The sequence below is a fragment of the Kiloniella laminariae DSM 19542 genome (assembly GCF_000374005.1).
Classification (GTDB): domain Bacteria; phylum Pseudomonadota; class Alphaproteobacteria; order Kiloniellales; family Kiloniellaceae; genus Kiloniella; species Kiloniella laminariae.
The window spans coordinates 64,660-90,704 of record NZ_KB893136.1; the positions used below are offsets into that span (position 1 = coordinate 64,660).

Consider the following 26,045-nt stretch of genomic DNA (forward strand, 5'->3'; position numbering starts at 1 on the left):
CTCTATGTCCTGCAAGATTTCAGACCGGTGAGGAAAATGCCCCCCTGACAATCCGGAGCAAAGCCTCTTGTCCGGCGTCAAGCATTCGGGCACGGGTTTCCCCCGACACCTGCGAAAGCGGAGCTACCTGAGCCCGTTCAAAATGAAAAAGCAATAACGCAAGATCATTCAGCTCCCTGTCCGGTAACGTCGCACCCTGCTGCTTCATATATCCGGCCATACGCTCCGTCAGAACCTGACTATGGATCAAATCAAGTTGAGCCAGATCCTTGTTCGTTCCCATAGCTCTTTGCAATCGATCCTTGACCGTTGCGCTGGTCTTTGTGCTCGATAAAGCCCTGAAAATATTCTCCCAGAAAAGAGCAACATCGGTTTTTTCTGGTGGAAAGGTCCCTTCGGTTGCATCAAGCGCCGCACCAACCTCATCAAGCCACTGCTCATAGAGCGCCAGAATAATTGCTTCCTTGTTTGGAAAGAATTGATAGAGCGAGGCAATGTTGACCTCGGCCACCTCGGCAATCCGGCGCGTTGTCAAACGGTCCAGACTAATCGAGGTCAAAAGATTTGCTCCGGCATCCAGAATACGCCGAACACTCTCTCTCGAACGCTGCTGTGTTGGCAGGCGTCTCTTGACCAGTTTTTTTTGCTTAACGAAACTCGTTTTCAACTCTGTCATCATAACAGCAGGTTAGCGCTGTCTGCTGATGGATAAAATACGTAATAAAACGTATACAACACGGATTTTTCGATGCATTTTCCCTTATCCCGTTGCAACGACAACAGGACAAAGGCCAGCATTCCAAAAGAAAAAGCCGCTACTACAGCGGCTTTTTCATACTACATCAGACAGAAATCTTACAGATCAGCCAAACGCTCAACAGCAGCATTCAACTCGTTCAGTGTTGCCTGGAAATCATCGCGACGGCTGTGCTGTTCTTTGACCACAGCTTCCGGTGCTTTCGAGACAAACTGCTCATTCGCAAGCTTCTTGTTGATTTTTTCTATTTCCAAAAGTGTCTTTTCAATTTCTTTACTCAGACGGGCTTTCTCCTGGCTCACATCAACAATACCTTCCAGAGGCAGAGCAAATGTTGCGTCATCCAGAACAATCTGGATCGCTCCTTTTGGCAGATCCCCCTCAATCGTATCAAGGGAGGAAAGACGGGCAAGCCAGCTGATCACATCACGGTAATTTTCAACCCGCGCCTTGATCTCTTCCGTCCCATCCTTGAGCAGCAGAGGTGCTTTTAGCGCTGGTGGTGTGTTCAACTCGGCACGGGTTGCCCTGATATCAGTAATCAGGCGAATAACCCAATCCATCTCTTTTTCAACCGCAGCATCAATATACCGCTCGTCGAACGTCGGCCAGGCAGCAGAGATCAGAGGACCCGCTCCCTCCCCGCCAATAGTCTCCCAAAGCTCTTCGGTGATATAAGGCATAATCGGATGTAACAGATGCAGGATCTGTGAAAGAGTCCAGGCAATCGTTGCCTTTGTCTCTTTTTCAGTTTCGCTATCTCCACTCGCCAGAACCGGCTTGGTAAATTCGAGATACCAGTCGCAGAATTCATTCCAGACAAACTTGTAGAGCGCATTGGCAGCATCGTTAAAGCGATAATCATCAAGCGCCTTGTCGACAGCAGCCGTTGCGGCTGCGACTTTACCAACAATCCAGCGATTGACCGGCTGTTTACAGCTCAAGGGGTCAAAATTGGGATCCAGCACTGCCCCGTTCATCAGGCTGAAACGGGCCGCATTCCAAAGTTTGGTGCCAAAGTTGCGATAACCTTCTACACGCGAGGAAGCCAGTTTGATATCACGCCCCGGCGCCGCCATCGCGGAAAGGGTAAACCGCAAGGCATCACAGCTGTATTCCGCAATGGTCTCCAGCGGATCAATCACGTTGCCCTTGGATTTGGACATTTTCTGGCCGTTTTCGTCGCGGACCAGAGCATGGATGTAAACCGTTTTAAAGGGTACATCATCCATAAAGTGCATGCCCATCATCATCATCCGGGCAACCCAGAAGAAGATAATGTCAAAGCCTGTTACCAGAACATCACCAGGATAATAACGCTTCAGCTCCGCAGTCTGTTCCGGCCAGCCAATTGTGGAAAACGGCCAGAGTGCAGAAGAGAACCAGGTATCGAGAACGTCAGGATCTCGCGTCAGTTCAACAGCATGACCAAATTGGGCCAAAGCGGCGACCTGCGCCTCTTCTTCCGTCTCTTCAACAAAAATTTCACCATCCGGGCCGTACCATGCCGGGATCTGATGTCCCCACCAGAGTTGTCGAGAAACACACCACGGCTGAATGTTGCGCATCCATTCGTAATAGGTATTTTCCCACTGCTTGGGCACGATCTGGGTTTTTCCCGTCTCGACAGCCTCAAGAGCCGGTTTTGCCAGCGTGGCAGCGTCCACGTACCACTGATCTGTCAACCAGGGCTCAATCGGAACCCCGGAACGATCGCCATGTGGAACCGTATGCAGATGGTCATCGATTTTTTCCAGCAGGCCAAGCGCTTCGAATTCGGCGACAATTTTCTTGCGCGCTTCGAAACGATCCAGACCCTGATAGGCCTCAGGCGCATTTTCGTTGATACGGGCGTGTTTGTCGAAAACGTTGATCATTTCCAGATTACAACGCCGGCCAACTTCGAAGTCGTTGAAATCATGCGCTGGTGTAATTTTCACTGCGCCCGACCCGGTTTCAGGATCAGCATATTCATCCGCAACAATCGGGATCAGTCGGCCAACAATCGGCAGAACAACATTTTTGCCGATGAGATCCTTGTAACGTTCGTCTTCGGGATGAACTGCAACTCCACTGTCGCCCAGCATGGTCTCCGGACGCGTTGTTGCCACGACAATATATTTGCCTTCCTGGCCTTCCAGTGGATAGCGGAAGTGCCAGAGATTGCCATTGACCTCGTTCTGTTGCACTTCCAGATCGGAAATCGCCGTCAGCAATTTTGGATCCCAGTTCACCAGGCGTTTGTCTTTATAGATCAGGCCTTCTTTATGCAGCTGAACAAAAACCTTGCGTACAGCCGCGGACAAACCTTCGTCCATCGTGAAACGTTCACGAGGCCAGTCAGCCGAAGCCCCAAGGTGACGGAGCTGCTTGACAATGGTCCCACCGGATTTTTCTTTCCAGTCCCAGACGCTCTCAAGGAACTTGTCCCGTCCCAAATCGTGCCGGGAAATCCCTTTTTCAGCCAGCTGGCGTTCGACAACCATTTGTGTCGCAATACCCGCGTGGTCTGTTCCTGGCTGCCACAGCACATCGTGTCCGCGCATACGCTTGTAGCGGATCAGGACATCCTGAAGCGTAAAGGTCAGCGCATGGCCCATATGCAAACTGCCCGTCACATTCGGGGGCGGCATCATGATGGTATAAGGGGTCGCCTGGGAATGCGGATCGGCGGCAAAAGCGCCAGATTTTTCCCAACGTGCGTATTGCTTCGCCTCAACCTGGTCGGGGCAATAGGTTTTCTCCAGCATTGCTGGGTTCCTCTTACTCAATAATTCAATGTGAAATAATGCTGGTTGTTGCTAGCAGCTCAAAGGAAAAAAAGAAAGACCGGGCCTTATAAATCTTCGGCCCGGCGCACCATTTTCTTGATTTCTTCGCGAACTATGCGCTCGACCATAGGGCCGAGCCGCACATCAAGCCAAGCTTTAAGCTCTGGCACCAGTGCTTCGCGTACGATGTCCTCGAGTGTCTTGCCAGTACCAATCGCCAGTGATCGTTGTACAACTGCAGCACGCGCAATCTCTGACAGGGCAGAAGCCGCTTTATCCTGGGTTTCTTCCTGAAGTATGCTCACGGCATCAGACACGTCGAGATCAAGATCCAGACCATCGTCCTCTTCGTCAAAGTCAACTTCTACCGGTTCATCAGCAGGAACTTCTTCTTCAAACGACAGATCTTCTTCTGGCTCAGATTCAGGCTCTTCTTCTTCTTCTTCGAGAGACAAATCTTCTTCAACAGCCTCAAAGGGATCTTCTTCCTCTACCGCTTCTTCCTGTTCGGCACTTTCGAAGGTATTGCGGAAGTCCTCTTCAATTGAGTCTTCTTCAGGTGATGGCTCTTCGGCTGCGTCCTCTTCAGGTTCATCAGCTTCTTCAGCGGCAAGCACTTCCTCTTCCTCGACGACCTCTTCGGTTAGATCAAGAATATCATCGTCCGCCTCTGCTTCGGATTCTTCCTCAGCAGCAGCGGCAGCTTTCGGGGCATCTTCACCCTCGGGACCATCCTCAGATATTATCCGGCGTATAGACGCCAGAATTTCTTCCATCGACGGTTCGCCCTGGGTTTCTTGATCACTCATTGAAATGTTGTCCCACCGCTTCTTTCTCTGCCAACACACTATTCAGCTGACATTCAAGACAGACTGATCGCTAGATATTATTGAAAGAGAAAGGGTTTTGCACCCCTATTTTTCAATTTCAAGTCCAAACCACTTATCGCGGACCTTGTTATAATCCGCAGTGGGATCAAACAGATTGACCGGCAACCCCAGATATTGGGCCGTCAACTGCCCCATGGCACCCAAAACCTGATAGGTGGCAATCACTTCATCTCGTTCGGCACTTACAAGGTTTACCTGGGCATCGAGCAACTCTTGTTCTGCATCCAGAACATCAAGAATCGTCCGTTCGCCGACTTCCTCTTCCTGTCGCACACCCTCAAGAGCAATTTCCGCAGCTTCGACAGCTGAGGTGAAGGACTGGATCTGGGCCTGGGCGCTGACAAGATTTTCCCAGGAAGATACACCTTGTTGCTCTATCGAGCGAGATTGTTCCGCAATCTGGATCCTGCGCTGATTGGCATCCTGTTTTGCCTGGCGAACACGGCTGCTCACCAGCCCCTGTTGATAAATCGGAACTGTGACCTGGGCAATAATCTCGCCTGATGTACTGTCGACATCCTTGGAAGAGGTTTCATCTGACCGACTGACACTTCCGACCAGGGCAACTTCAGGGTAAAGTTCACCTGTGATTTCGCGTACCTGTTTAATCGCCGCCATCTCGTTGTACCTGGCAGCAAGAACAGAAGGGTTATTCTCAAGAGCAACACCAAGAAGCTCGGATTGGGATGCCGGAGGAGTTCCAAAAGGATTTGGCCGCTCTAGCTGAACAGGTTCGGCGCCGACAATCTCAATATAAGCCGCTTTGGAAGTATTCAAGGTACCTTCCGAGGCAATCCGTTTTGCTGTGGCAGTTGCCAATCTCGACTCGGACTGAGCAACGTCGGTTCGGGTCAATTCGCCGACTTCAAAACGGTCTTTTGTTGCCTCCAGCTGACGAGCAAGAACCTTTTCGTTATTAACATTAAGCTCAAGTACAGCCTGATCCCGCCAGACAGAGGCATAGGCAGATACTGCTTTCAGAAGCACATCCTGTTCAACCGCGACAACATTTGCCCTTTGCGCCAGAACAAGGTTTTCTGCCTGCTCGGTCGCAGCAACCGTGCGCCCACCTCGATAAAGAGACTGCGAAACCTGAAGCGTCGCATTGAGAGGCTGCGTTGTGTCTGTTGAGTCTCCGGAAGGAGAATTGACATCGGTACGTCGAACCCCGCCAGAGCCGGAAAGAGTAACCTGGGGCCGCCAGTTGGAAAGAGCCTGAGGGACAGATTCATTTACCGATTTCAATCCGGTTTGTGCGCTGGAAAGCGTTGGATTCGTCTCGTAAGCTTTAACCAGAGCATCATTCAGACTTTGTGCCTGGGCACTGAATGCAAAGACACTCACCCCACCAAAAGCGGCAAGACCAGCAAGTGCACTTCTATTCAGGAGACTCTTTTTGGTTTTTTCTGTCTTACAGTTCATTTTATTTCCAATTTTAGTCCGACTAGGTTCATAAAAAGAGGTTCACCAACACTCAGGAACCAAAGAAAATCTGAGGTAAATCAAACAGAATCGCTGCAAGTATTCCCGAAAACAATATCACCGGGCATACTTCTTCCAGCAAACATCAACGATAAGTAGGCGCAAGATCCAGAAGAACAAGCCCCAGACAGTCAAAGAAACGGCTCAGAACCCGCTTCAGAAGCTGAAAACTGCTTTGGGTTCAAAACCCGGTAATAACGGGGTATTGGCATCAAAAACAATACGGCTAGACACCTGCCCCACATGTTTCTCGAACACAGTCACATGACCAAGGTCCTGTTTGTTACGTGCCTTATTATCCTGAACCACAGCGATCAGACGACCTTTTTCTGCAAGTTGATCAAACAACGGGGCAGAAATCTCGGCAACCGCGCCCCCAAGAACAATCAGATCATAGGCAGCCTGCTTGGCATACCCTTCATTTAGGGCACCAGCAACAGCAACGGCATTTTCGGCCCCCTGCTGTGAAAAGGTCTCGTTCATACCAGCAACCAGACTCTCTTCAGATTCAAGTGCAATAACAGCGTTCACCAGCTTTGAAAGAACTGTTGCGGCATAACCGGTTGCAGCTCCAACCACCAGCGCGGTCTCATGTGCCTGAGGCTCTATTATCTGGAGCATGCGCGCCAGAACCATCGGCTCCATCAAATAGCGCCCATGACCAACGGCAAGATCCTCGTCTACATAAGCCACGCTTTTGGAAGCCTCCGGAACGAACTCTTCACGAGCTACCGTTTCAAAGGCATCCAGAACACCTGCGTGAGTGACTTTATTAGTGCGCAGCTGGCTATTGACCATGTTCACGCGGGCTTGTTGGAAATTGACCATCATAGAAACAACCGATCATTATGAATAAATTTCGGGGATCATACCCAAGAGTACGGACGCTTTCCAGATAAAGTAGTTCATTTTGTTACCAGAAAGCGGTTTTTTTTTATCCTGTAACTTCTATAGCCGAAACGGCGCCATTCCGGGCCCCTATTATTGCAACTGGAATCGACATTGCCCACTTGACCTCCTGCCCGCTGATCACTATACATCCCGGCACTGCCAGCGAACAAAGTTCGTCCGGACGGCCCGGTGGCAGAGTGGTTATGCAGAGGACTGCAAATCCTTGAACGTCGGTTCGATTCCGGCCCGGGCCTCCAAATCCCCAGAGTATTCATCAGACTTCAGAAACCAGCCAGAGATTACACAATCTTTGCTGATTACCTTCCCTTCAAGAAGGATACCCCTTCCTGAAGGGGCAGCTGCCGACGGCCTCTTGATACATCAGCGATTCCCCGAATGACGACAGAATAAAAGGCCATCACCTCTTCGCAAATCGGGGAACAAGGCACTGTTTTTAAAAGAATAAAAAAAAATCAAAAAAAATACATAAAAGCCATTGCCAGGTTCAAAGACCACTGTTATAACCCAACCCGTCGCCAACGAGGCGGCCGAAAACACTGATCCGCGATAGCTCAGTTGGTAGAGCAGGTGACTGTTAATCACCTTGTCGCAGGTTCGAGTCCTGCTCGCGGAGCCAATACAAACCCTGACCGGGAAACTGGTCAGGGTTTTGTTTTATATAGCCACTTTTCTCCCTGGCCCTTCCCTCATTAAAACAGTTTCTCCTGATCTGAAGCTTTGCAATTCCCTCCTGCCTTGGATAAACTCTGGCCTACAGATTAACCATAGAATTATAGCCCTGACAGGGGCATCAATATGCACTTCTTAAGACTGTTTTTTGTATTCTGTTCTCTATCATTCGTGACCCTTTATAGCTTTTCAGTAAAGGCCGAAGGGATTGTTTATGCACGGGCAGCACAGGAAGCCGAGGATAACGGCGACTACCCTCTGGCGATAAAATACTATAACGAAGCTCTGGCTGAAGGAGACCTCTCAACCAAGCTTCAGGCTTATGTGCATAATAATCTGGGTCTATTGCATCTTGAACTGGGAAACAGCGCAGAGGCCGAAACAGACTTCGGGAAGGCAGTCACCCTTCTCCCTGATTATGCTGATGCCTACCTCAACCTGACCAATCTCTACGCTGCTCAAAATAAGTTTGACGAGGCCTTGAATATTCTTAATCAGGCGCTGCTGCAGACTCCGGAAAACCCGGATCTTCTCCTGAACCGGGGCCTGATATTCAAGGAAAAGCACGAAACATCCGCTGCCTTGCAGGACATTTCGCAATCTATATTGATAGAGCCCTCAATCGGCGAGAGTCTCATTCAACCGGATAATGTATATCTGGGAAATTATATTGAACCCGCGACAATCGATCATTTTATCACCATTCTTTCTGAAGAACCTGATAGCCTTGATGCCTTTGTAAAGCGGGCTCATGCCTATCTCTGTACCGGATTCCTGGATCTGGCATTAACCGACACCGAATATGTGATTGAGCTTGAGCCACGCTCGTTCAAGGCATACACCACAAAAGGGATTATCCTTTATAGTCAGGGTGCCTATGACAAAGCCATCAGGGCTTTTGACAATGCCCAGCGCCTCGCCCCGAACGATCCCGAGATCTTTTATCTTCGGGGCAAGCTATACAAAGGGCTGGGCGACAACAACAACGCCTCATTTGATTTTCAGATGGCTTTCAGCATCAATCGCCAAGACCCGCGCTATAGAAAAGAACTGCAGGATCTCGGTCTGATCAAATAGCTGTCTCAGACAACTGTTCTTCAAAATTCGAGTGATCCGGTTTGAAGCTTTTTCAGAGATTTTACTTAATAGCCAGCAATCATTTTTTATCAAACAGCGCAGTAATACGCCTTTGCTGGGTAACATTTAAAGTTGGCCAGATCTTATCCATATTCTCTTTGGCTTCTTTGGCTCCGGAAAGATAGGCGCGCCCATACCAGATATAGGCAGCTTCCTTTGGGTCCATATCTTGCGTTGTTTTCGGCATCATTCCCTGAACATACATCCAGGCCATAAGCTCCATGGCATCCTTGTCGCCTGAATTGGCCTGCTTGGAGATCGCCTCAAGATCCTGCTTGTACAACACACCACTTTTAATATTCTTGGACGCCCCGATCTTCTTTTCCTGCAACTTGGCTGCCTCGAGCAGTCGTTGTGCTTCGGCTTGCTTGTTTTCAGCAAGCGTATCCCGGTACTCAGAAAATGAATTCGCGACATCAATCTGAACCGGCAAATCCGAGCACCAGGCTGGCGGGGTATAGTCAGCACCACATTGGTCCCAGTGTTGAAGCTTTGCAGCATCCGCCCAAACCGCAGCCGGAGTTTCCGTCTTTGCCTCGGCTTCAGTCGCAAGGGCACTGTTCGCCTGATTCAACATTAGAATCGAAAACGACAGCAGGCACAGCGTGCCGGGATATGAAAAGGACAACTTCCGCATGGTAGGTGATGATATCACGACAAACCTAAGATTATGTAAACAGCAAAAATAGTTCAAAATCAGGTGAATTACAGACCTGACAACAGCTTAACACTTCCTCAGTGCCTCTAATAGCCTTACACTTGCCCCGGGGACGGCTTTACAGCAAGCCAAGTGAACGGATCATTGTATGAAGGATGAGCAGAAAGGCACGCATGAGCGGGTCAACCAGATCTGGGTTGACGATGCCATTGCGCTCCATCGTAAATATCTGGATGGTAGAAATGGCGGCACCCGCCTGTTTCTTTCTTTCAAAAACGCCCGGAAGTTAAAGTTTTCGGAACAAATACTGGATACAGCTGAAATGGTTGGGGCAGAGCTGGCAGAAGCCAATTTCAAGAAAACCAGTTTGGCTCGGGTCAACCTTTTTGGCGCCAACCTTTCTAATGCAGATATGAGAGGTTGTTCTCTGATTAAAAGCGACTTGCGCGGTGTTTGCCTGGAGAACGCAGATCTCGAAAATGCCTCCCTTGCCGCAGCAGACGTGCGAAACGGTTTTATTCTTATCCGCAAGCCTGATGGAACCTACGTGCCGGTCAAGAATGACGAGGCCACCAGCTTTGACGGGATAAATCTTAAAGATGCAGATCTGAGCGATGCCAAGCTGGGACGCGTAATCGGCCGGAGAACCAACCTGACCAACGTCAACTTTCGAAACGCTGATCTGACGGGCGCTGTTATGTCCAATTCCGATGTTAGTGGTTCGATCTTTATCGGTGCCAACCTGACCAATGCAGATTTCAGTGGCTGTGTCTTTCACGGTGCAAATTTGAGCGGCGCAATGCTGAACAACACCAATCTGGAGGGGGCTGACCTTACTGCAGCCCATTTCAGCAACAATGATCTGGGATACGCCAATACAACCAATACAAGCCTCCCCCGCAGTCTCGACGCCCTTGATCATACTTTGCGTGAACTGCTCGAAAGCCATCTCTTGTGGATTAATTCCTTAGGGCAAAAAGGCCGGCAAGCAGATTTGACCAAGTACGATCTACAGGCGACCGACTTTGCCGGTATAAACCTGCAGGCAGCAGAACTGTCTTTTAGTAACCTGTCCAACTGTACTTTTCTCGCAAGCCGCCTGAACATGGCCAACCTGAGCCAGGCCATGGCCCTTAATAGTGATTTCAGTGATACAGACATGCGCGGTATCAAACTGGAAAGCGCCAATCTGACCGGGGCCAGCTTGCGCCATGCCCGCCTTTCTCCCATGGTCATTCTTGGAACACAGGGGCAAAAGGTTGCGGCCAACCTGAAAAGCTCGTGTCTTGATCAGGCTGATCTGGAAAATGCTGATCTTAGCCATGCTGATCTTACTGGCGCACGTATTCGCCTTGCCAACCTCACGAACACCAACCTCTCCCACACCAAATGTCTGGATGTTGACTTCACCGGAGCAGATCTGCGTACAGCCAACCTCACAGGTGCCGACCTGCGTGGTTGCAAGGGATTAATTTTACCATAGCCAAATAACAACACTAAAATAATGTTAATATTTTATTTTCACACTGCATCTTGTAATTTTATCAATTAGGTCATAGTTTCATCCCATGAAAACGAATGTTATGAAAACCGGAAGCATGAATACAACGGGGACAATAGAAGTCATCGAAAAAACCACCCCTTTCCAGGGGTATTTTCGTATTGATCGCTACCGTTTCCGCCACAGCCTGTTTAACGGCGGACTGTCCGGAGAAATTACCCGCGAAGTTTTCGAACGCGGCCATGCAGCAGCTGTTTTGCCTTTTGATCCCAAAACCGGGGAAATTATTCTGATTGAACAGTTTCGGGCAGGCGCACTGGCCGCTTCCATGCCTCCCTGGCTACTTGAGGTCATTGCCGGGATCATCGAGGAGAATGAAACACCCGAAAATATGAGTCACCGCGAGGCTCAGGAAGAAGCTGGTTGTCACTTGGGAAGGCTCAAGAAAATCGGTACTTTTCTGATGACACCTGGGGGAAGCTCAGAAACAATTACCCTGTTTTGCGGAGAGACGCTGCAGCAAGAACAGCGCAGCTCCTATGGTCTGGAAGAAGAAGGCGAGGATATCCGCACCCACAAGATGAAAGCAGAAGAGGCATTCCTGCTCCTGAGTGAGGGTGCCATCACCAATGCAATTACAGCTATTGCCCTTCAATGGCTCGAGCTCAATCAAAAACAACTCGTCAAGGAATGGCAATAGATTCGGGCGACTGAACATTGAAAAACGCGAAAGCCTGGCAGAAGATAATACTATATTCGTTTATAATGATTTGAATAAATCACTAACCCATACCAATGGATGACAAAGATGGACATTCGCAACGGTTTTATTGAAAGCATCGGGAACACGCCTCTTATTCGCCTCAAGCGGGCTTCAGAAGAGACAGGCTGTGAAATTCTGGGCAAAGCCGAATTTCTCAATCCCGGTGGATCAGTTAAAGACCGCGCAGCCTGGGCTATTGTCAAGGATGCCGAAGAAAAAGGCATCCTCAAGCCTGGTGGTGTAATTGTTGAAGGCACTGCGGGGAATACCGGCATTGGTTTGGCACTCGTCGCCAGAGCCCGGGGCTACCGCTGTGCGATTGTCATTCCTGAAACCCAGTCCCAGGAAAAGAAAGACATGCTGCGTCTTTGCGGCGCGGATCTCTACGAGGTTCCTGCTGCACCTTATAAAGACCCCAACAACTACGTGCATTACTCACAGCGTCTGGCACAGGAACTGGCCGGCAGCGAACCCAATGGAGTCATCTGGGCCAACCAGTTTGACAATGTGGCAAACCGTCAGGGACATATCGAAACCACCGCACAGGAAATCTGGAAACAGACGGACGGTAAGGTAGATGCCTACGTCAGTGCAGTAGGTACCGGCGGCACACTTGCTGGCGTTTCCATCGGCCTGAAGGAACATAACAAGGACGTGGTGATTGGTCTGGCAGACCCCCATGGCGCAGCCCTGTTCAATTACTACAAACACGGCGAACTGAAATCAGAGGGCTCCTCCATTACTGAAGGTATTGGTCAGGGGCGTATTACCGCCAACCTGCAAGGCGCTGTAATTGACGAAGCCTTCCGAATCAGTGATGCGGAAGCCGTTCCCCTGATTTTCAAGCTCTTTGAAGAAGAAGCTCTTTGCCTTGGCGGCTCCAGCGGTATCAACATTGCCGGGGCCATGGCTCTGGCCCGTAAAATGGGACCCGGCCATACTATTGTCACCATGCTCTGCGATCTGGGAACGCGCTATACCAGCAAACTCTATAACGCCGCCTTCCTCAAGGAACATGGTTTTCCAGTGCCCAAGTGGGTTTCCTGATTACTATAGATCGCGATTGCCCCATTCTGTACAAAGGCTGCATCACTGCAGCCTTTGTTGTTTCAGCCTTCTTGTAAACAACACAGAAACAACATTTTTCTGGGGATTAACGCTACTCCTTCTCTAGATCACATGATAACTTTTCCGCTCGCTATACTGTTAACAGTGTCCAACAGCCCTGGCTCGCGGATGCACTCATATCTCTTTACCTTACCCGAGGAATCCATGGAGCTTCTATTTTACAAGGATGCCTATCTGAAATCCTGTCATGCCACTATAACCTACGCCCAGGATGGTATTATTCGCCTGGACAAAACCATCTTTTACCCCACTGGGGGCGGGCAACCGGGTGATCGTGGCTGGATCGAAACAGAAACAGGCGATCGTGTTGAAATCATTGAAGCCAGAAAAGGCGAGAATCATGAGGACATTATCCTCGTACTCAAGGAAAATGTGCCTCTCCCTGCTGTCGGGTCAAGTATAACAGCAGAGCTTGACTGGGAATATCGTTATGGACACATGAAAATACACAGCTGTCTGCATCTTCTCTGCGCCTCGGTTGTCGGGGATGTTACCGGAGGGCAGATCAGTGCCAATAAAGGCCGTCTGGATTTTAACCTGCCCGATACCCAGATTGACAAGGAAAGCCTTGAGGCAAGCATTAACAGACTGATCGCGGAAGATCACCCGATCACCCAGGACTGGATCAGCGATCAGGAGCTTGATACCAATCCAACACTGGTACGCACCATGTCGGTAAAACCACCCAGGGGATCAGGAAAAATTCGTCTGGTCAGGATTGGTGAAACCGTCGACCTTCAGCCCTGTGGTGGAACACATGTGAAAAGTACCGGCGAGATCGGTCCGGTCAGGATCGGCAAGATTGAAAACAAGGGCAAACAGAACCGCCGCATCAACCTCACTTTTGCAGATTAATCCCAAACCGGGTCAAACCGCCCAGATTAAGAATAAGGAAGAACAGATATGCATGACGGCCTGTCCCCCCTGGTTTCAACTCAATGGTTACAAGATCACCTCTCGGCGCCAGATGTCAGAGTTGTCGACGGTACCTACTACCTTCCCAACGAGAACAAAAATGCCCGGGAGCTCTATCAGGACAGTCATATAGAAAATGCCGTCTTCTTCGATATTGATGATATCTGTGCCGATGACAGCTCCCTGCCCCATATGTTGCCTTCAGAAATAAAATTTGCCTCCAGAGTACGAAAGCTCGGCCTGGGAGATGGCAACCGGATTGTTGTTTATGACCAGAGAGGACTCTTCAGTGCTGCAAGGGTCTGGTGGATGTTCAAACTGTTCGGGCACCGCGATGTCGCCGTTCTGGATGGCGGTCTTCCAAAATGGCTTAAGGAATCCCGACCCGTTGATGACAACAGGGTGTACCCGGAAGAACGCCACTTCACCCCTCGGTTCAATAACTTCCTGGTGCGTGACAAGGAACAGATCCTGCGTAATCTGACGACAGGGCGGGAGCAAGTGCTTGATGCCCGAGCAGCTGAACGTTTCAGCGGTTCAGTCGCAGAACCACGGGCTGGTTTGCGTTCAGGTCATATCCCTGGGAGCAAAAATCTGCCCTTCACCCGCCTGCACAGCCCAGAAGGCAGCCTTAAACCTGCCTCTGAATTAAAAATTATCTTCGAAGAATCTGGTATTGACTATAACAAACCCGTCATTACCTCTTGCGGATCTGGCGTCACAGCCGCAGTGCTTGCTCTTGGTCTTGAGCTTACGGGGCACAAATCCGTTTCTCTCTATGATGGGTCCTGGTCCGAGTGGGGACTGGAAGGAGAAACACCTGTAGAAACAGGTTCATAGTTTCCTCCTTCAACCCTCTTTCCTCCCATACTATCGGTTATTTATGAAACCTGCCTCTCCACAACAGCCCCGGACATTAAACGCCCGCTTTACCTCTGGCAGCATTCTGCGACATGTCATCTCCATGACGGCGGCAACATCTATTGGCCTTATGTCAATTTTCTTTGTCGAGCTGGCAGATATGTATTTTATCAGTCTGCTTGGGGAAGAGGCACTTGCAGCCGCTGTTGGTTTCTCAGGGGCCATTACTTTCTTTGTTTTCTCTATCAGTATTGGACTCTCAATTGGTCTTGCTGCCGTGGTTGCCCGGGTGATTGGCGAAGGCCGGAGCGATCAGGCCAAACGAACAGTTTTTAACGGGCTTGTAGTTTCTTTTGTTCTGATGGGCATTATTGCCCTGCCGGTGTTTTTTTACACCAGAGAACTATTGATGTTGGTTGGGGCCGAAGGTCAGGCTCTCGTCTACGGTATCAGATACATGCAGATTATTGTGCCCTCCCTGCCTGTGATTGCCATTGGTATGTCGATGGGGGCCGTACTCCGGGCGATTGGTGAAGCCAAGGCTTCAATGATCTCCACCGTCGCTGCAGGTGTTATAAATGCCCTGCTCGACCCCTTCCTGATCTTTACACTGGATATGCATATTGAAGGGGCAGCCACTGCAACACTGATTGCTCGCCTGGTGATGGTCATAATCGCAGCTGTAAATCTCGGCCGATATATGGGGGTATCTGTTTTCTGGCCTCAGGGAGGATTGTATCACGATATTCTTGCGATCAGCAGAATAGCCCTGCCCGCCTCTCTCACCAGCCTGGCAACACCCTTCGCCAACTCCTATGTAACCACCTCCGTTGCCCACCATGGTTCTGATGCCGTTGCTGGCCTCGCCATCATCAGCCGAATTATACCTTTCGCTTTTGGCGCAGTATTTGCCCTGTCAGCAGCAATAGGCCCCATTGTCGGCCAGAATATAGGCGCAGGAGCCACAGGGAGAGTACAGGATGCACTCAAAAGCTCTCTTTTGGTGATCACAGGAGTGGTTTTTGCCACCTCAACCCTGCTGGCTCTTTCTGCCAGACAGATTGGCGAACTCTTCAGTGTCACAGGACTAAGTGCTGAACTGGTAGGCTTTTTCTGTATATTTGTTTCCTGGAGTTTCGTCTTCACCGGTGCGCAGTTCATCGCCAATGCAACCTTTAACAATATCAATCTCGCTCCCTGGTCCACCTTTGCCAACTGGGGAAAAGCTACACTGGGCACGGTTCCCTTCATCTGGTTGGGAGACTATTATGCCGGGGCAAAGGGAATCATTGCCGGGCAGGCCATCGGCGCTGTTATCTTTGGCACGATAAGTTTTATTGTGGCTTACAGGGTTGTTAAGCGTCCCGTAAAAGAAAAAGGCCCCCAGTATTTTGGCGCAATGCTGCCTGCTGTATTATCCCAGTTTGGCTGGCAAAGATTTCTTGAAGAGCGCTGGCGTGTCGAAGAAAAAAAACGTGACAAATAACCTTGGCTCACCATCTTCAACAGAGCGACTATAACAGATTAGGTGAAACGAGTTTTTATATGGCACCGAAAAACACCTCCTCCGGGAAAGAGATCGATGGACTGCTTGATGTAACTGTCACCTATCTTGAAATGTATGCTCGCCCGCAGAAATTGATGCTCAATTCTCCCTACAGCAACAAGACGTCACTCGTCCGGGCCTATAAGCCAACCATCTCGTTTTATCGTTACCTTTACAACAGCGTTGGCTCCCCATGGCTCTGGTGGGAACGCCGTGTTATGCCGGACGAGACATTACAGAAAATTATTTCCGACGAAGCTGTGGAAATTTACGTGCTCTATTTTGAAGGAGTGCCCGCAGGATATGCAGAACTTGATCGTAGAAATGAACCTGTAATTGACCTTGCCTATATGGGGCTCATTCCGGAATTTACCGGCTGCAAGCTGGGACCTTATCTCTTATCAGCTATCATTGATATCGCCTGGAGTTACGCGCCGGAGAAACTGTCCGTCAACACCTGCACACTCGACCACCCAAAAGCACTGGGGCTATATCAACGCTGTGGTTTCACCCCTGTTGAGCAAAAGATAAAATCGATAGAAGACCCCCGTTTGATATCCCTTCCTTCATTTCAATCGGGAACCGATTAAAAGACCTAACGTTACAGCCGGGGAACCGCGAGCAGGCTCTCGTCATTTAACAATTCATCAGATTTTTTTTGCAAGGCGAGCTCCTTGTCCTCCCCAAGGTAACGGCTGTAAATTTCACCATAATTACCGTGGCTCTGGATAACGCGATACGCCCATTGCCTATCAAGTCCAAGTGAACTTCCCAAGTCCCCTTCCATACCCAGAATCGTCAAGATTACAGAATTCCTTGTGACGGCAGCTGTGTTATCAATATTATCTGCTGTCAGGCCAAGAACCTCTGCCTGCAGCAAAACATGTCCGAACGAGCGGGCAATATTGAGCCACTCTCTATCTTCTGCAGCAACCACGATACCCAGCGGTCCCCCTGACAAGTCCGTATCCCAAACATGAGGTCGCGGAAATGTCCTGCGAATAGCCTTGCGTAAATCGGCCAACTCAACAGCGGGGAGCGCAACCGCAGTACAGCCGAGTTTCAAGATAGCATCCTGGAGTTCAGCAGTGGTCTTATGTGCAACAACACTGAAACTGATCTGCTGTTTTTGGCTAAACACGGCCAAGCCACTCCGGTATTCTGACTGCGCCACAGTACAGATACGTTTCCCCGCAAGAGCTGCCGCAGTTTTTTGTCCAAACAGGCTCATAACTGTTAACTGATTACCTAGCAGAGGCGCCGCCATCAACCGGCTTGTTTTTTCACTCTGGTTTGACGACAGCATCAAAAGATCAACCCGCTGTCCCCCCAGATAAGCAGCTCCTTCTCCGGCAGGTATCGTCACAATTTTTAAGGCATCTTTATCCTTGAAAAGGGCAAGGGCAAAGGCCTGACAAAACTCCTGAGCCAGACCGACAAGATGATCTTTTCCAGAAAAAGGTAGGATTTTTTTTTCATAGCCGCAGCGTAAATATCGTCTATCCTCAACATTATCTCGAACTTGACCAGCTGAGGCCGTTTCAAGAACAAGGCAAAAGAGAGCCATTATGGCCCCCAGCAAGGATGAAATTGGAACAATTTTCACAGTAGAACCCTGACCAGAATATCAATTGCGGTCATCATAAATCACAAAGACCTGCGAAGATACTACAGGAAGACACAACAGCAGATAATCAGAATAAAAAAAACGGCTGCCCACTGGCAGCCGTTTTATCAAAACAATCAAAAGATTGCCTAGTGAGCCAGAATTTGGCTCAGGAATTTTTTCGTGCGGTCAGATTGAGGATTGTTGAAGAACTCTTCCGGTTCATTTTCCTCAATAATCTCGCCAGCATCCATAAAGATCACCCGGTCAGCAACCTTGCGTGCAAAGCCCATCTCATGGGTTACACAAATCATGGTCATGCCTGTATCAGCCAGCTCGATCATAGTATCCAGAACTTCGGCAATCATCTCTGGATCCAGTGCGGATGTCGGCTCATCAAACAGCATTACCCGTGGGTTCATGCACAAAGAACGTGCAATCGCGACACGCTGCTGCTGGCCACCCGATAGCTGACCAGGGAACTTATCCGCCTGTTCAGGAATCTTGACACGCTCGAGATAGTGCATCGCAATTTCTTCTGCTTCTTTCTTCGGCATCTTGCGAACAAAGATCGGTGCAAGTGTGCAGTTTTCCAAAACAGTAAGGTGTGGGAACAGGTTGAAGTGCTGGAAACACATTCCCACTTCGCGACGGATCGCCTCGATATTTTTAAGGTTCCCGGTCAGTTCGATATTATCAACGATAATGTCGCCCTGCTGATGCTCCTCTAGACGGTTGATACAGCGGATCATGGTGGACTTTCCGGAACCGGAAGGACCACAAATCACAATACGCTCACCACGGCCGACGGTCAGATTGATGTTTTTAAGGACATGAAACTGGCCATACCACTTGTTAACACCCTTTAACTGGATCGCCACTTCGTCTGTTTTCTTTGAAGTCTGAACATTCGTGTTGCTCATGTTAACACGCGCTCCTTATCTTTTATGGCCAGTATGCAGTTTATTCTCAAGCCAGAGGCTGTAGCGCGACATTGAGAAACAGGAAATGAAGAACAACAGCGCAATAAAGGCATAGGTCTCTGGCGCAAGACCGCGCCACTTAACATCGGCAACTGCAACCTGCGCAATACCGAGCAGATCAAAAAGACCGATAATCGAAACCAGTGTTGTATCCTTGTAAAGACCGATGAAGGTATTCACGATTCCCGGAATAACAATGCGCAGAGCCTGAGGAAGGACAATCAGACGCATGGACTGCCAGTAACTCAGCCCCATGGCATCAGCACCTTCGTACTGTCCTTTGGGAATAGCCTGCAAACCGCCACGAATTACCTCTGCCATATAGGCAGAAGAGAACAAAGCCACACCAATCAGGGCACGAAGCAGTTTATCGAAGTTCACACCTTCGGGCAGGAACAACGGCAACATGTTTGATGCCATAAACAGAATGGTGATCAACGGTACGCCGCGAATGAATTCGATAAAACAAACACAGAGCGTCCTGACAATCGGCATGTTCGATCGACGCCCCAGCGCCAGTAGAATACCGATAGGCAAGGAGGCAACAATTCCCGTAATACCAAGAACCAGCGTCAGGAGCATTCCGCCCCAATTCGCGGTATCAACCGTTTCAAGCCCCAGGCCACCACTCAACAGGTAAAATGCTGCAAAGGGGAACAGGGCAGAAAAGATCAAGAATTTGCCACGATGCGGGAGTTTATCAAACAATAGCGGTGCGATAGCAAAAACCATCAAAACAAAAACAATATTGGCACGCCAATATTCTTCTTGCGGATAAAGCCCGTACATAAATTGGTGGAAGCGATCCCCGATCACCAGCCAACAAGCGCCTCCCTGGGTGCAGGCATCCTGCGTCTCACCTGTAAAGGTTGCCCCTGTGAAAACCCAGAAAACAACCGCGTTACCTACTTTAAACAGAAAAAAGAAGGCAATTATTGTAAGGATTGTATTGCCAACACTCGAAAACAACCGGTGTCTCAGCCATCCAACCACGCCGATAGAACCAGGCGGTGGCGGAAGATCCGGATGCTCACCAGGAGCATATTTTTGGTCAGTTATACTACTCATCTGCCCCTCCTATCTTTCCACCAGGCGAACACGACTGTTGTACCAGTTCATAATCGCCGAGATTACCAGGCTGATTGTCAGATACACCAACATCGTAATAAAGATCACCTCAATAGCCTGCCCAGTCTGGTTCAACGTCACTCCCCCAAATGACTGGACAATATCGGGATAGCCGATAGCAACAGCCAGGGATGAGTTTTTTGTAAGGTTGAGGTATTGACTGGTCATTGGCGGAATGATGACCCGCAAGGCCTGAGGCAGGATTACCAACCGCATCGTCCAGCTTGGCTTCAGTCCAAGCGCTTCAGCAGCCTCAGTCTGGCCATGGGAGACAGACTGTATCCCGGAACGAACGGTTTCTGCAATAAAAGCAGCGGTATAAAGCGTCAGAGCAAACCAAAGGGCTGTAAATTCAGGTTTGATCGAAAGACCCCCCTGAAAATTGAACCCCTTCAGTTCGGGATAGGCGAAATCGAGAGGAAAACCGGTAACGATGAATGCCAATGTCGGCAGTCCAATAATCGACATTATACTGGTCATCAAAACCGGATAGATTTTACCAGTTTCGTCCTGTTTTTTGTGAGCCCACTTTGAAAAGATAAAACTGCCGACAATGGCAATTACCAGACAAATTGGTACCAACATAAAACCGTCTGTTGGTATTGGTTCAGGGACGATCAGGCCGCGCTGGTTGAGTATGAAGGTATCCCAGATAGAGATACTCTGCCGTACGGAAGGCAATCCGAGGAAGATTGAATACCAGAGCAGGATCTGCAACAGCAGCGGTACGTTACGTGTTACTTCGACATAACAGTAAACAATTCGGCTAATGAGCCAGTTTGGAGAAAGCCGAAGCACCCCGAGGACAACCCCCAGAATCGTCGCGGCAAGTATCCCCATAATGGAAACCATTAGGGTATTTAAAAGCCCCACCCAGAAAACCGTGCCATGGGTATCTGTCGCCTTGAATTCAAAGAATGGGGAAATGGCGATATCGTATCCAGCAGGCGCTGCAAGAAAATCAAAACCGGTACTGATACCGCGTTTTTCAATATTTGTTGCAGTGTTGAGGATGATGAATAACAGAAAAGCGCCAAACAGGCCTATTACAAGAGCCTGAAAGAAAAGCGATCTGAATCGCTGATCCGATAGGAGCGAAGCTCCACCCGACCCACGGGCATTTTGTGCAGTTTCAGCCGACATACTGCCTCCTAAATGCTTATTTTTATTTTATAAAATTAAAGCCTGACTATCTGTAGCAGGGCTGCAACTAAGGCAGCCCTGCATCCAGATAAAATCAGGCTTTAATATCTCGACTTAGCGCATTGGAGGAGCGTAAAGCAGACCACCATCTTTCCACTGAGCATTGATACCACGCTCGATGTTCAGAGAGTCGGTAAGGTTTCTCTTGAAAGATTCACCGTAGTTACCAACCTGCTTAACGATGTTGTATGCCCATTTAGCATCCAGACCAAGCTGTTCGCCCATGTTGCCTTCAGCGCCGAGAAGACGCAGAATTTCTGGGTTCTCGGAAGAAAGCATTTCATCAACGTTTGCAGATGTAACACCCAGTTCTTCAGCAATAATCATCGCGTTCAAAGACCAGCGGGAAATATCACCCCACTGCTGATCACCATGACGTACCAGAGGACCGAGAGGTTCTTTGGAAATAATTTCTGGAAGAACGATCTGATCTGCAGGAACAGACAGTGTCGAACGCAAGGAATACAGACCGGAAGCATCAGTTGTGTAAACATCACAACGACCTTCGTCATATACTTTTGCGCCTTCTTCTGCTGTTGCGACAGGAACAGTCTCGTAGCTCATGCCCTTGGAGCGGAAGTAATCGGCAAGGTTCAGCTCGGTTGTTGTACCAGTCTGAACACAAACGGAAGCTCCGTCGAGTTCAGTCGCACTGGAAACACCGAGGCTTTTGTTAACCATGAAGCCCTGACCATCATAATAGTTCACACCAGTGAACTCGAAGCCAAGGTTAACATCACGGGAGAATGTCCAGGTGGTGTTACGGGAAAGCATATCAACTTCACCAGCCTGAAGAACGGTGAAACGCTCTTTAGAAGTGGTAGGAGTGTATTTTGCTTTGGAAGCATCACCAAAGACAGCTGCTGCAACGGCGCGGCATACGTCAACGTCAAGACCTTCCCACTCGTTCTGAGCGTTAGGAGCAGCAAAACCAGGCAATGGTGTTGCTACGCCACACTGAAGGAAGCCTTTTGCTTTGACGTCATCAAGAGTACCAGCCTGAGCAGCTGTGGACATCGCTGTGGCTGCTGCAGCCGCAAAAAGGACTTTTCCGAATTTCATTTTTTGTGTCTTCCCTGCTGTTTAACACGTTTATTTTTGTTTAATGCGTCAGGATCTAGTTGCCCCGATTTTGTTCGTTACCGGCATACGACTTGATCGCCGACGTAATAAACATACCCATACCAGTAACCTAAACAAGCCTTTCCGAAAACCGCCTTTTTTGCTTTGTCAGGATACAATTTTTTCTTGATTTCATTTTTTTATTAAAAATCAAAAGATTAGAAAGAAAATCAGATAATTATCTTTAAAATTTTCTTTTCTTAAAAATATTTATTCCACTCAAATTATGGTTAATTTCACCTATTAGAGACCCTTATGCGTCTACCACCACCACACAGGGATTCCCTCACCAGCCACTTTTTCAGGGAAAAGACTCTGATATTTTTTGTAAAACAGATGGGAAAAATTGACACAACGCTTGCCAAGTCGGAAGCCAGAAAGGATGCTGCATCAAAACTATATCCCTTCCGTATATTCTCCAGAGAGTGCGCATGACCGGTACAGCTTCACCCAAAGACTCATCCAAGAATTTCTCTCAAGCGACCCGAGTGACACAACTGGGTAGAGATCCTCATCAGAATTATGGTGTGGTTAACCCGCCAGTGTACCATGCATCGACCATACTCTTTGACACTGTCGAAGAGATGGAGGCACGGGCCGCGACCAAATTCGAAAAGGGCACAATCAACTATGGTCGCCAGGGCACTCCCACTATTTTTGCTTTAGAAAATGCCGTCGCAGACCTGGAAGGAGGATATGGAGCCTTTGCTGTCTCCTCTGGCCTAGGAGCTATTACAACAGCCATTCTTAGCGTTGTTCAATCCGGTGATCACATACTGGTCACAGATTCCGTTTATGCACCGACACGTTTTTTCTGCAATGATGTACTGAAAAGAATGGGGGTCGAAACAAGTTATTACGACCCTCTGATCGGAGGAGATATAACGTCTCTGATCAAAGAGAACACCCGACTAATTTTCACCGAATCTCCAGGTTCGCATAGCTTTGAAATGCAGGATATTCCTGCAATTTCAAAGGCTGCACATAACAAAGGCATCCTTGTTATGATGGATAACACCTGGGCAACACCTCTGTTTTGTAAATCCTTTGATCTCGGGGTGGATATCTCTGTTCACGCCGGAACCAAATACATTGTCGGCCATTCCGATGCGATGCTTGGGTTAATTGTAACGACAGAAGCCTGCTACGAGAAAATAAAGGAAACCACTTTTCATCTCGGGCAATGTTCTGGACCGGATGATGTTTATCTGGCGCAACGCGGCCTGAGAACAATGGCAGTACGCCTTCGTCAACACCAGGAAAGCGGACTTGAGGTTGCCAAATGGCTGCAACAGCGCCCGGAAGTTTCCCGAGTTCTTCACCCTGCTCTTCCAGAGGATCCGGGTTATGCACTCTGGTCACGTGATATGACCGGCGCCTCTGGCCTCTTCAGCATTGTGCTCAATCCTGTAGACAAAGCCGCCGTCAATGCCATGGTCAATGATCTGGATCTGTACGGCATCGGCTATAGCTGGGGTGGTTATGAAAGCCTGATACTGCCAAGCAATCCAAGCTCAATCCGCACAGCGACCAAATGGGCCGCAGAAGGTCCCCTGCTCCGGCTTCATATCGGTCTTGAAGACACCGATGACCTTATTCGAGATTTAGAATCAGGATTTGAAAGAATGTCCCGATAAAAAGTATCAAGACAAAGAGGGCCGTATAATTAGCACGGCCCCGAGGGCCTGAAACTGAAGGATAACCGCCTGTGCAGACAAGAATAAACGATGATACACTGGCAAGAATTCTTGCTCAGATCAAATTTGATGAACAAGGGCTCGTCCCTGCCATTGCACAAGATCAGGAAAAAGGAGACGTGGTCATGATGGCGTGGATGAATGCTGACGCCATCCGTGAAACGCTCCAAAGTGGCAGAGTTTGCTACTGGTCCCGCTCCAGAAAAAATCTTTGGAAAAAAGGTGAGACTTCAGGACAGCACCAGGATTTGGTGAATTTTCTGATCGACTGTGACGGTGATACTGTTCTGGTTAAAGTCAAACAGCACGGGGTGGCCTGTCACACAGGCAGACGCAGTTGTTTTTATCGGTCTGTAGATGCCGAAGGCACTATTAAAGAAATCATGGATGTGACAATTCCACCTGAAACCCTTTATTCCAGTTCTTAAGGGGCAATGAAAGCAGGGCTATAAAAAAAAACAGGCTGTTACGGAATGAAGTGTAACAGTCTGTTTTTTTTTGCCAGCCCGGACATAATCCCACCACAGACAGGCAAACTTGCCTTTTTCCCCATCGATAGAACACAATAAGTATGTTTCCCTCAAAAAATGCTGCCAGATCAAGGTATTTTAGCAGAGCATTAACCCATTAGGGTTATCTTGTGCTGGAAATATTATGAATATTTAGGTGGTAGATTGATGAGTAATAAATCAGGTTCAGTGATCAGCGAAGAAGAAGCAGACAAACTTGCCGAAAGCGAAATGCTTGATGAAGCAAGGGACGTTGCCTCCAATCTCGAGCTCACGCTTCAACAGGTTCGTACCGGTCATATCGATGGTAAAAAAGCGGCTGAAAAACTGGTACAGGATTCGTCAAACCTGCGTTTTAAAGCAAAATCTGTAAGTATTCCCGGTTTTGCAGCCATTACCCATCGACTTGATGAATATCTGGGGGGTGTTACGGAACTCCAGCCGCAGCACATTAAAGATCTCCAGACTTACAGCGACCGGATTCTTGCCCTGCTGGATGGTGAAGATCTACCCCAAGCAAGCATTGCTGAAGTTGTGCGAAGTATGCCGCACAAAAGCACATTCAACGTTGAAGATATTGAGATCACCAACACTGAGGTCCTTCTGGTTATCCCTCAGAAAACAGCCGGGAAGGTTGTGGCAAGGGAGCTGGAGGCCTGTGGATACCGTGTAACCTCACTAACCGACCCTCTTGAAGCCATTACAATGATACTGGAGACCCGCCCCGATCTGATTATCACCTCCATGGTGATGCCTCGGTTGGGGGGCGCCGACCTGGCTTGTGCTCTCAAGGCAATGCCATCAACAAAAAACACCCATGTTGCCGTTCTCACCAGCCTGACGCCTGATCACCCCGACATGCAGGCCCTGCCCATGAATGTAGGCGTTATCCGGCGCGGGAACACCTTTGGTGATGATCTTGCGGATGTATTGCACAAATTTAATATCACATAATTTCACCCAACCATTGATCATTGAGATCCGCACGTTATGTTCAGGGACATTCCCCGCCTAACGTGCGGTTTTTTTTATGGAGAAAGAAATTATGACTGATCAGGTACGCGCGTCCCATATCCTCCTCATGTACGAAGGATCCATGCGTTCGACTGCGACACGTACAAAAGCCGAAGCTGAGAGCTTGATGATTGATCTGAAAACCCAGATTGATAATGGTGCTGCTTTCGCAGAACTCGCAAAAGAAAATTCAGATTGCCCTTCTTCCCAGGAAGGTGGAGATCTGGGTCATTTTGGTCCCGGCATGATGGTTCCCGAGTTTGAAAAAGCAACCTTTGCTATGGAACCCGGCCAGACAAGTGATCTGGTAGAGACAGCTTTCGGTTATCATCTGATCCAGCGGACTGAATAAGAAAATTAACCAGTAGAAAACCAAAATCAGGTATAAAGTCAGGACAAGAAAGAAATAGATAAAGTCATTCAGGAGGGAGAAAATGGAATGGAACCGAACGCAGCAGATCGCCGCGACTATACCCGCCACCCTCGCAAACTGAAGGCTTTACTTCTTATTGATGATTCCTGGCAACCAGCAGAATGCAAAGACATATCCGGAAGCGGGATACGCTTTAAAACGAAAGCGCGACCAGAACCCGAGACGATGATCGAGATTCATGTCGACAGTCTTGGGCGCTTCGAGGGGCAGGTCATTCGGCACGTTACGGATGGTTTTGTTGTTCAGCTCAGCTCATCTCCCGTCATCAAGGAGCAGCTGGATGAAGAACTTGGTGAGCCACAGGAAGCCTGATTTATAGCTGCGCAAAAAGCGGCACTTGTGCCGCTTTTTGCGTTTCCG

24 protein-coding genes and 2 tRNA genes are annotated in these 26,045 nt (G+C 48.9%); 15 read left to right on the forward strand and 11 right to left on the reverse strand.

Annotation, left to right across the window (positions count from 1 at the left end):
• Positions 1–19: 19 nt before the first annotated feature.
• From B152_RS25200 to B152_RS0107780, 5 genes are all read right to left on the reverse strand, one after another.
• On the reverse strand, positions 20–667 hold the full coding sequence (locus B152_RS25200) for a TetR/AcrR family transcriptional regulator (RefSeq protein ID WP_157230974.1): 648 nt from the start codon (positions 665–667) through the stop codon (positions 20–22).
• Positions 668–855: 188 nt separating this feature from the next.
• Positions 856–3,507 carry a valine--tRNA ligase gene (locus B152_RS0107765; protein ID WP_020591840.1) on the reverse strand — a complete coding sequence of 884 codons (2,652 nt, stop codon included), beginning with the start codon at positions 3,505–3,507 and terminating at the stop codon, positions 856–858.
• 86 nt (positions 3,508–3,593) lie between these two features.
• Positions 3,594–4,337 carry a DUF2497 domain-containing protein gene (locus tag B152_RS25205; RefSeq protein ID WP_020591841.1) on the reverse strand — a complete coding sequence of 248 codons (744 nt, stop codon included), beginning with the start codon at positions 4,335–4,337 and terminating at the stop codon, positions 3,594–3,596.
• A gap of 105 nt (positions 4,338–4,442) precedes the next feature.
• Complete coding sequence (locus B152_RS0107775; RefSeq protein ID WP_020591842.1) at positions 4,443–5,840, reverse strand: TolC family outer membrane protein; 1,398 nt, start codon at positions 5,838–5,840, stop codon at positions 4,443–4,445.
• 216 nt (positions 5,841–6,056) lie between these two features.
• Positions 6,057–6,731 (reverse strand): protein-L-isoaspartate O-methyltransferase family protein, encoded by a 675-nt coding sequence (locus B152_RS0107780; RefSeq protein ID WP_020591843.1) that lies wholly within the window; start codon positions 6,729–6,731, stop codon positions 6,057–6,059.
• A gap of 243 nt (positions 6,732–6,974) precedes the next feature.
• Here B152_RS0107780 and B152_RS0107785 point away from each other — a divergent pair.
• The 3 genes from B152_RS0107785 to B152_RS0107795 all read left to right on the forward strand — a co-directional run bounded on the left by B152_RS0107785 (position 6,975) and on the right by B152_RS0107795 (position 8,558).
• Positions 6,975–7,048: transfer RNA gene (locus B152_RS0107785), tRNA-Cys, on the forward strand.
• 304 nt (positions 7,049–7,352) lie between these two features.
• Positions 7,353–7,428 (forward strand) — tRNA-Asn (locus B152_RS0107790).
• Between the two features lie 179 nt (positions 7,429–7,607).
• Entirely contained in the window at positions 7,608–8,558 is a 951-nt protein-coding gene (locus B152_RS0107795) for a tetratricopeptide repeat protein (RefSeq protein WP_020591844.1), read from the forward strand.
• Between the two features lie 79 nt (positions 8,559–8,637).
• On the opposite strand, the gene B152_RS0107800 is transcribed toward B152_RS0107795, so the two are convergent.
• Positions 8,638–9,255 carry a hypothetical protein gene (locus tag B152_RS0107800; RefSeq protein WP_157230976.1) on the reverse strand — a complete coding sequence of 206 codons (618 nt, stop codon included), beginning with the start codon at positions 9,253–9,255 and terminating at the stop codon, positions 8,638–8,640.
• A 169-nt stretch (positions 9,256–9,424) separates the two neighbouring features.
• Here B152_RS0107800 and B152_RS0107805 point away from each other — a divergent pair, with 169 nt between their 5' ends.
• The 7 genes from B152_RS0107805 to B152_RS0107835 all read left to right on the forward strand — a co-directional run bounded on the left by B152_RS0107805 (position 9,425) and on the right by B152_RS0107835 (position 16,580).
• Positions 9,425–10,759 (forward strand): pentapeptide repeat-containing protein, encoded by a 1,335-nt coding sequence (locus B152_RS0107805; protein WP_020591846.1) that lies wholly within the window; start codon positions 9,425–9,427, stop codon positions 10,757–10,759.
• Between the two features lie 85 nt (positions 10,760–10,844).
• Positions 10,845–11,477: an NUDIX domain-containing protein gene (locus tag B152_RS0107810; protein WP_051082977.1), complete on the forward strand. Its 633-nt coding sequence runs from the start codon at positions 10,845–10,847 to the stop codon at positions 11,475–11,477.
• A gap of 108 nt (positions 11,478–11,585) precedes the next feature.
• A complete protein-coding gene (locus B152_RS0107815) occupies positions 11,586–12,587 on the forward strand; it encodes a cysteine synthase A (RefSeq protein WP_020591848.1) in 1,002 nt (333 codons plus the stop codon).
• 225 nt (positions 12,588–12,812) lie between these two features.
• A complete protein-coding gene (locus B152_RS0107820; RefSeq protein ID WP_020591849.1) occupies positions 12,813–13,523 on the forward strand; it encodes an alanyl-tRNA editing protein in 711 nt (236 codons plus the stop codon).
• Positions 13,524–13,571: 48 nt separating this feature from the next.
• Positions 13,572–14,423, forward strand: coding sequence for a 3-mercaptopyruvate sulfurtransferase (gene sseA / locus B152_RS0107825; RefSeq protein WP_020591850.1), 852 nt, complete (start codon positions 13,572–13,574; stop codon positions 14,421–14,423).
• A 43-nt stretch (positions 14,424–14,466) separates the two neighbouring features.
• Positions 14,467–15,930, forward strand: coding sequence for an MATE family efflux transporter (locus B152_RS22975; protein ID WP_083921837.1), 1,464 nt, complete (start codon positions 14,467–14,469; stop codon positions 15,928–15,930).
• Positions 15,931–15,989: 59 nt separating this feature from the next.
• The gene (locus B152_RS0107835; RefSeq protein WP_020591852.1) at positions 15,990–16,580 is read left to right on the forward strand and encodes a GNAT family N-acetyltransferase; all 591 of its coding nucleotides are present in this window, start codon (positions 15,990–15,992) and stop codon (positions 16,578–16,580) included.
• Between the two features lie 11 nt (positions 16,581–16,591).
• Here the strand turns inward: B152_RS0107835 and B152_RS0107840 are convergent, their stop codons facing one another.
• The 5 genes from B152_RS0107840 to B152_RS0107860 all read right to left on the reverse strand — a co-directional run bounded on the left by B152_RS0107840 (position 16,592) and on the right by B152_RS0107860 (position 21,972).
• Positions 16,592–17,557, reverse strand: coding sequence for a type 2 periplasmic-binding domain-containing protein (locus B152_RS0107840; RefSeq protein ID WP_026261373.1), 966 nt, complete (start codon positions 17,555–17,557; stop codon positions 16,592–16,594).
• A 188-nt stretch (positions 17,558–17,745) separates the two neighbouring features.
• Positions 17,746–18,519 (reverse strand): amino acid ABC transporter ATP-binding protein, encoded by a 774-nt coding sequence (locus tag B152_RS0107845; protein WP_020591854.1) that lies wholly within the window; start codon positions 18,517–18,519, stop codon positions 17,746–17,748.
• Positions 18,520–18,534: 15 nt separating this feature from the next.
• Positions 18,535–19,647 carry an amino acid ABC transporter permease gene (locus B152_RS0107850; RefSeq protein WP_051082979.1) on the reverse strand — a complete coding sequence of 371 codons (1,113 nt, stop codon included), beginning with the start codon at positions 19,645–19,647 and terminating at the stop codon, positions 18,535–18,537.
• A gap of 9 nt (positions 19,648–19,656) precedes the next feature.
• A complete protein-coding gene (locus B152_RS0107855; protein ID WP_020591856.1) occupies positions 19,657–20,850 on the reverse strand; it encodes an amino acid ABC transporter permease in 1,194 nt (397 codons plus the stop codon).
• 114 nt (positions 20,851–20,964) lie between these two features.
• On the reverse strand, positions 20,965–21,972 hold the full coding sequence (locus B152_RS0107860; RefSeq protein ID WP_020591857.1) for an amino acid ABC transporter substrate-binding protein: 1,008 nt from the start codon (positions 21,970–21,972) through the stop codon (positions 20,965–20,967).
• A 491-nt stretch (positions 21,973–22,463) separates the two neighbouring features.
• On the opposite strand from B152_RS0107860, the gene metC reads away from it, so the two are divergent.
• The 5 genes from metC (at position 22,464) to B152_RS0107890 (ending at position 25,997) form a co-directional block, all read left to right on the forward strand.
• On the forward strand, positions 22,464–23,669 hold the full coding sequence (gene metC, locus B152_RS0107865) for a cystathionine beta-lyase (RefSeq protein WP_020591858.1): 1,206 nt from the start codon (positions 22,464–22,466) through the stop codon (positions 23,667–23,669).
• 71 nt (positions 23,670–23,740) lie between these two features.
• Positions 23,741–24,157, forward strand: coding sequence for a phosphoribosyl-AMP cyclohydrolase (gene hisI, locus B152_RS0107870; RefSeq protein WP_020591859.1), 417 nt, complete (start codon positions 23,741–23,743; stop codon positions 24,155–24,157).
• Between the two features lie 249 nt (positions 24,158–24,406).
• Positions 24,407–25,192, forward strand: coding sequence for a response regulator (locus B152_RS22980; protein ID WP_020591861.1), 786 nt, complete (start codon positions 24,407–24,409; stop codon positions 25,190–25,192).
• Between the two features lie 76 nt (positions 25,193–25,268).
• Positions 25,269–25,604 (forward strand): peptidylprolyl isomerase, encoded by a 336-nt coding sequence (locus B152_RS0107885; RefSeq protein ID WP_020591862.1) that lies wholly within the window; start codon positions 25,269–25,271, stop codon positions 25,602–25,604.
• Positions 25,605–25,691: 87 nt separating this feature from the next.
• Positions 25,692–25,997 carry a PilZ domain-containing protein gene (locus B152_RS0107890; protein ID WP_020591863.1) on the forward strand — a complete coding sequence of 102 codons (306 nt, stop codon included), beginning with the start codon at positions 25,692–25,694 and terminating at the stop codon, positions 25,995–25,997.
• Positions 25,998–26,045: the final 48 nt, after the last annotated feature.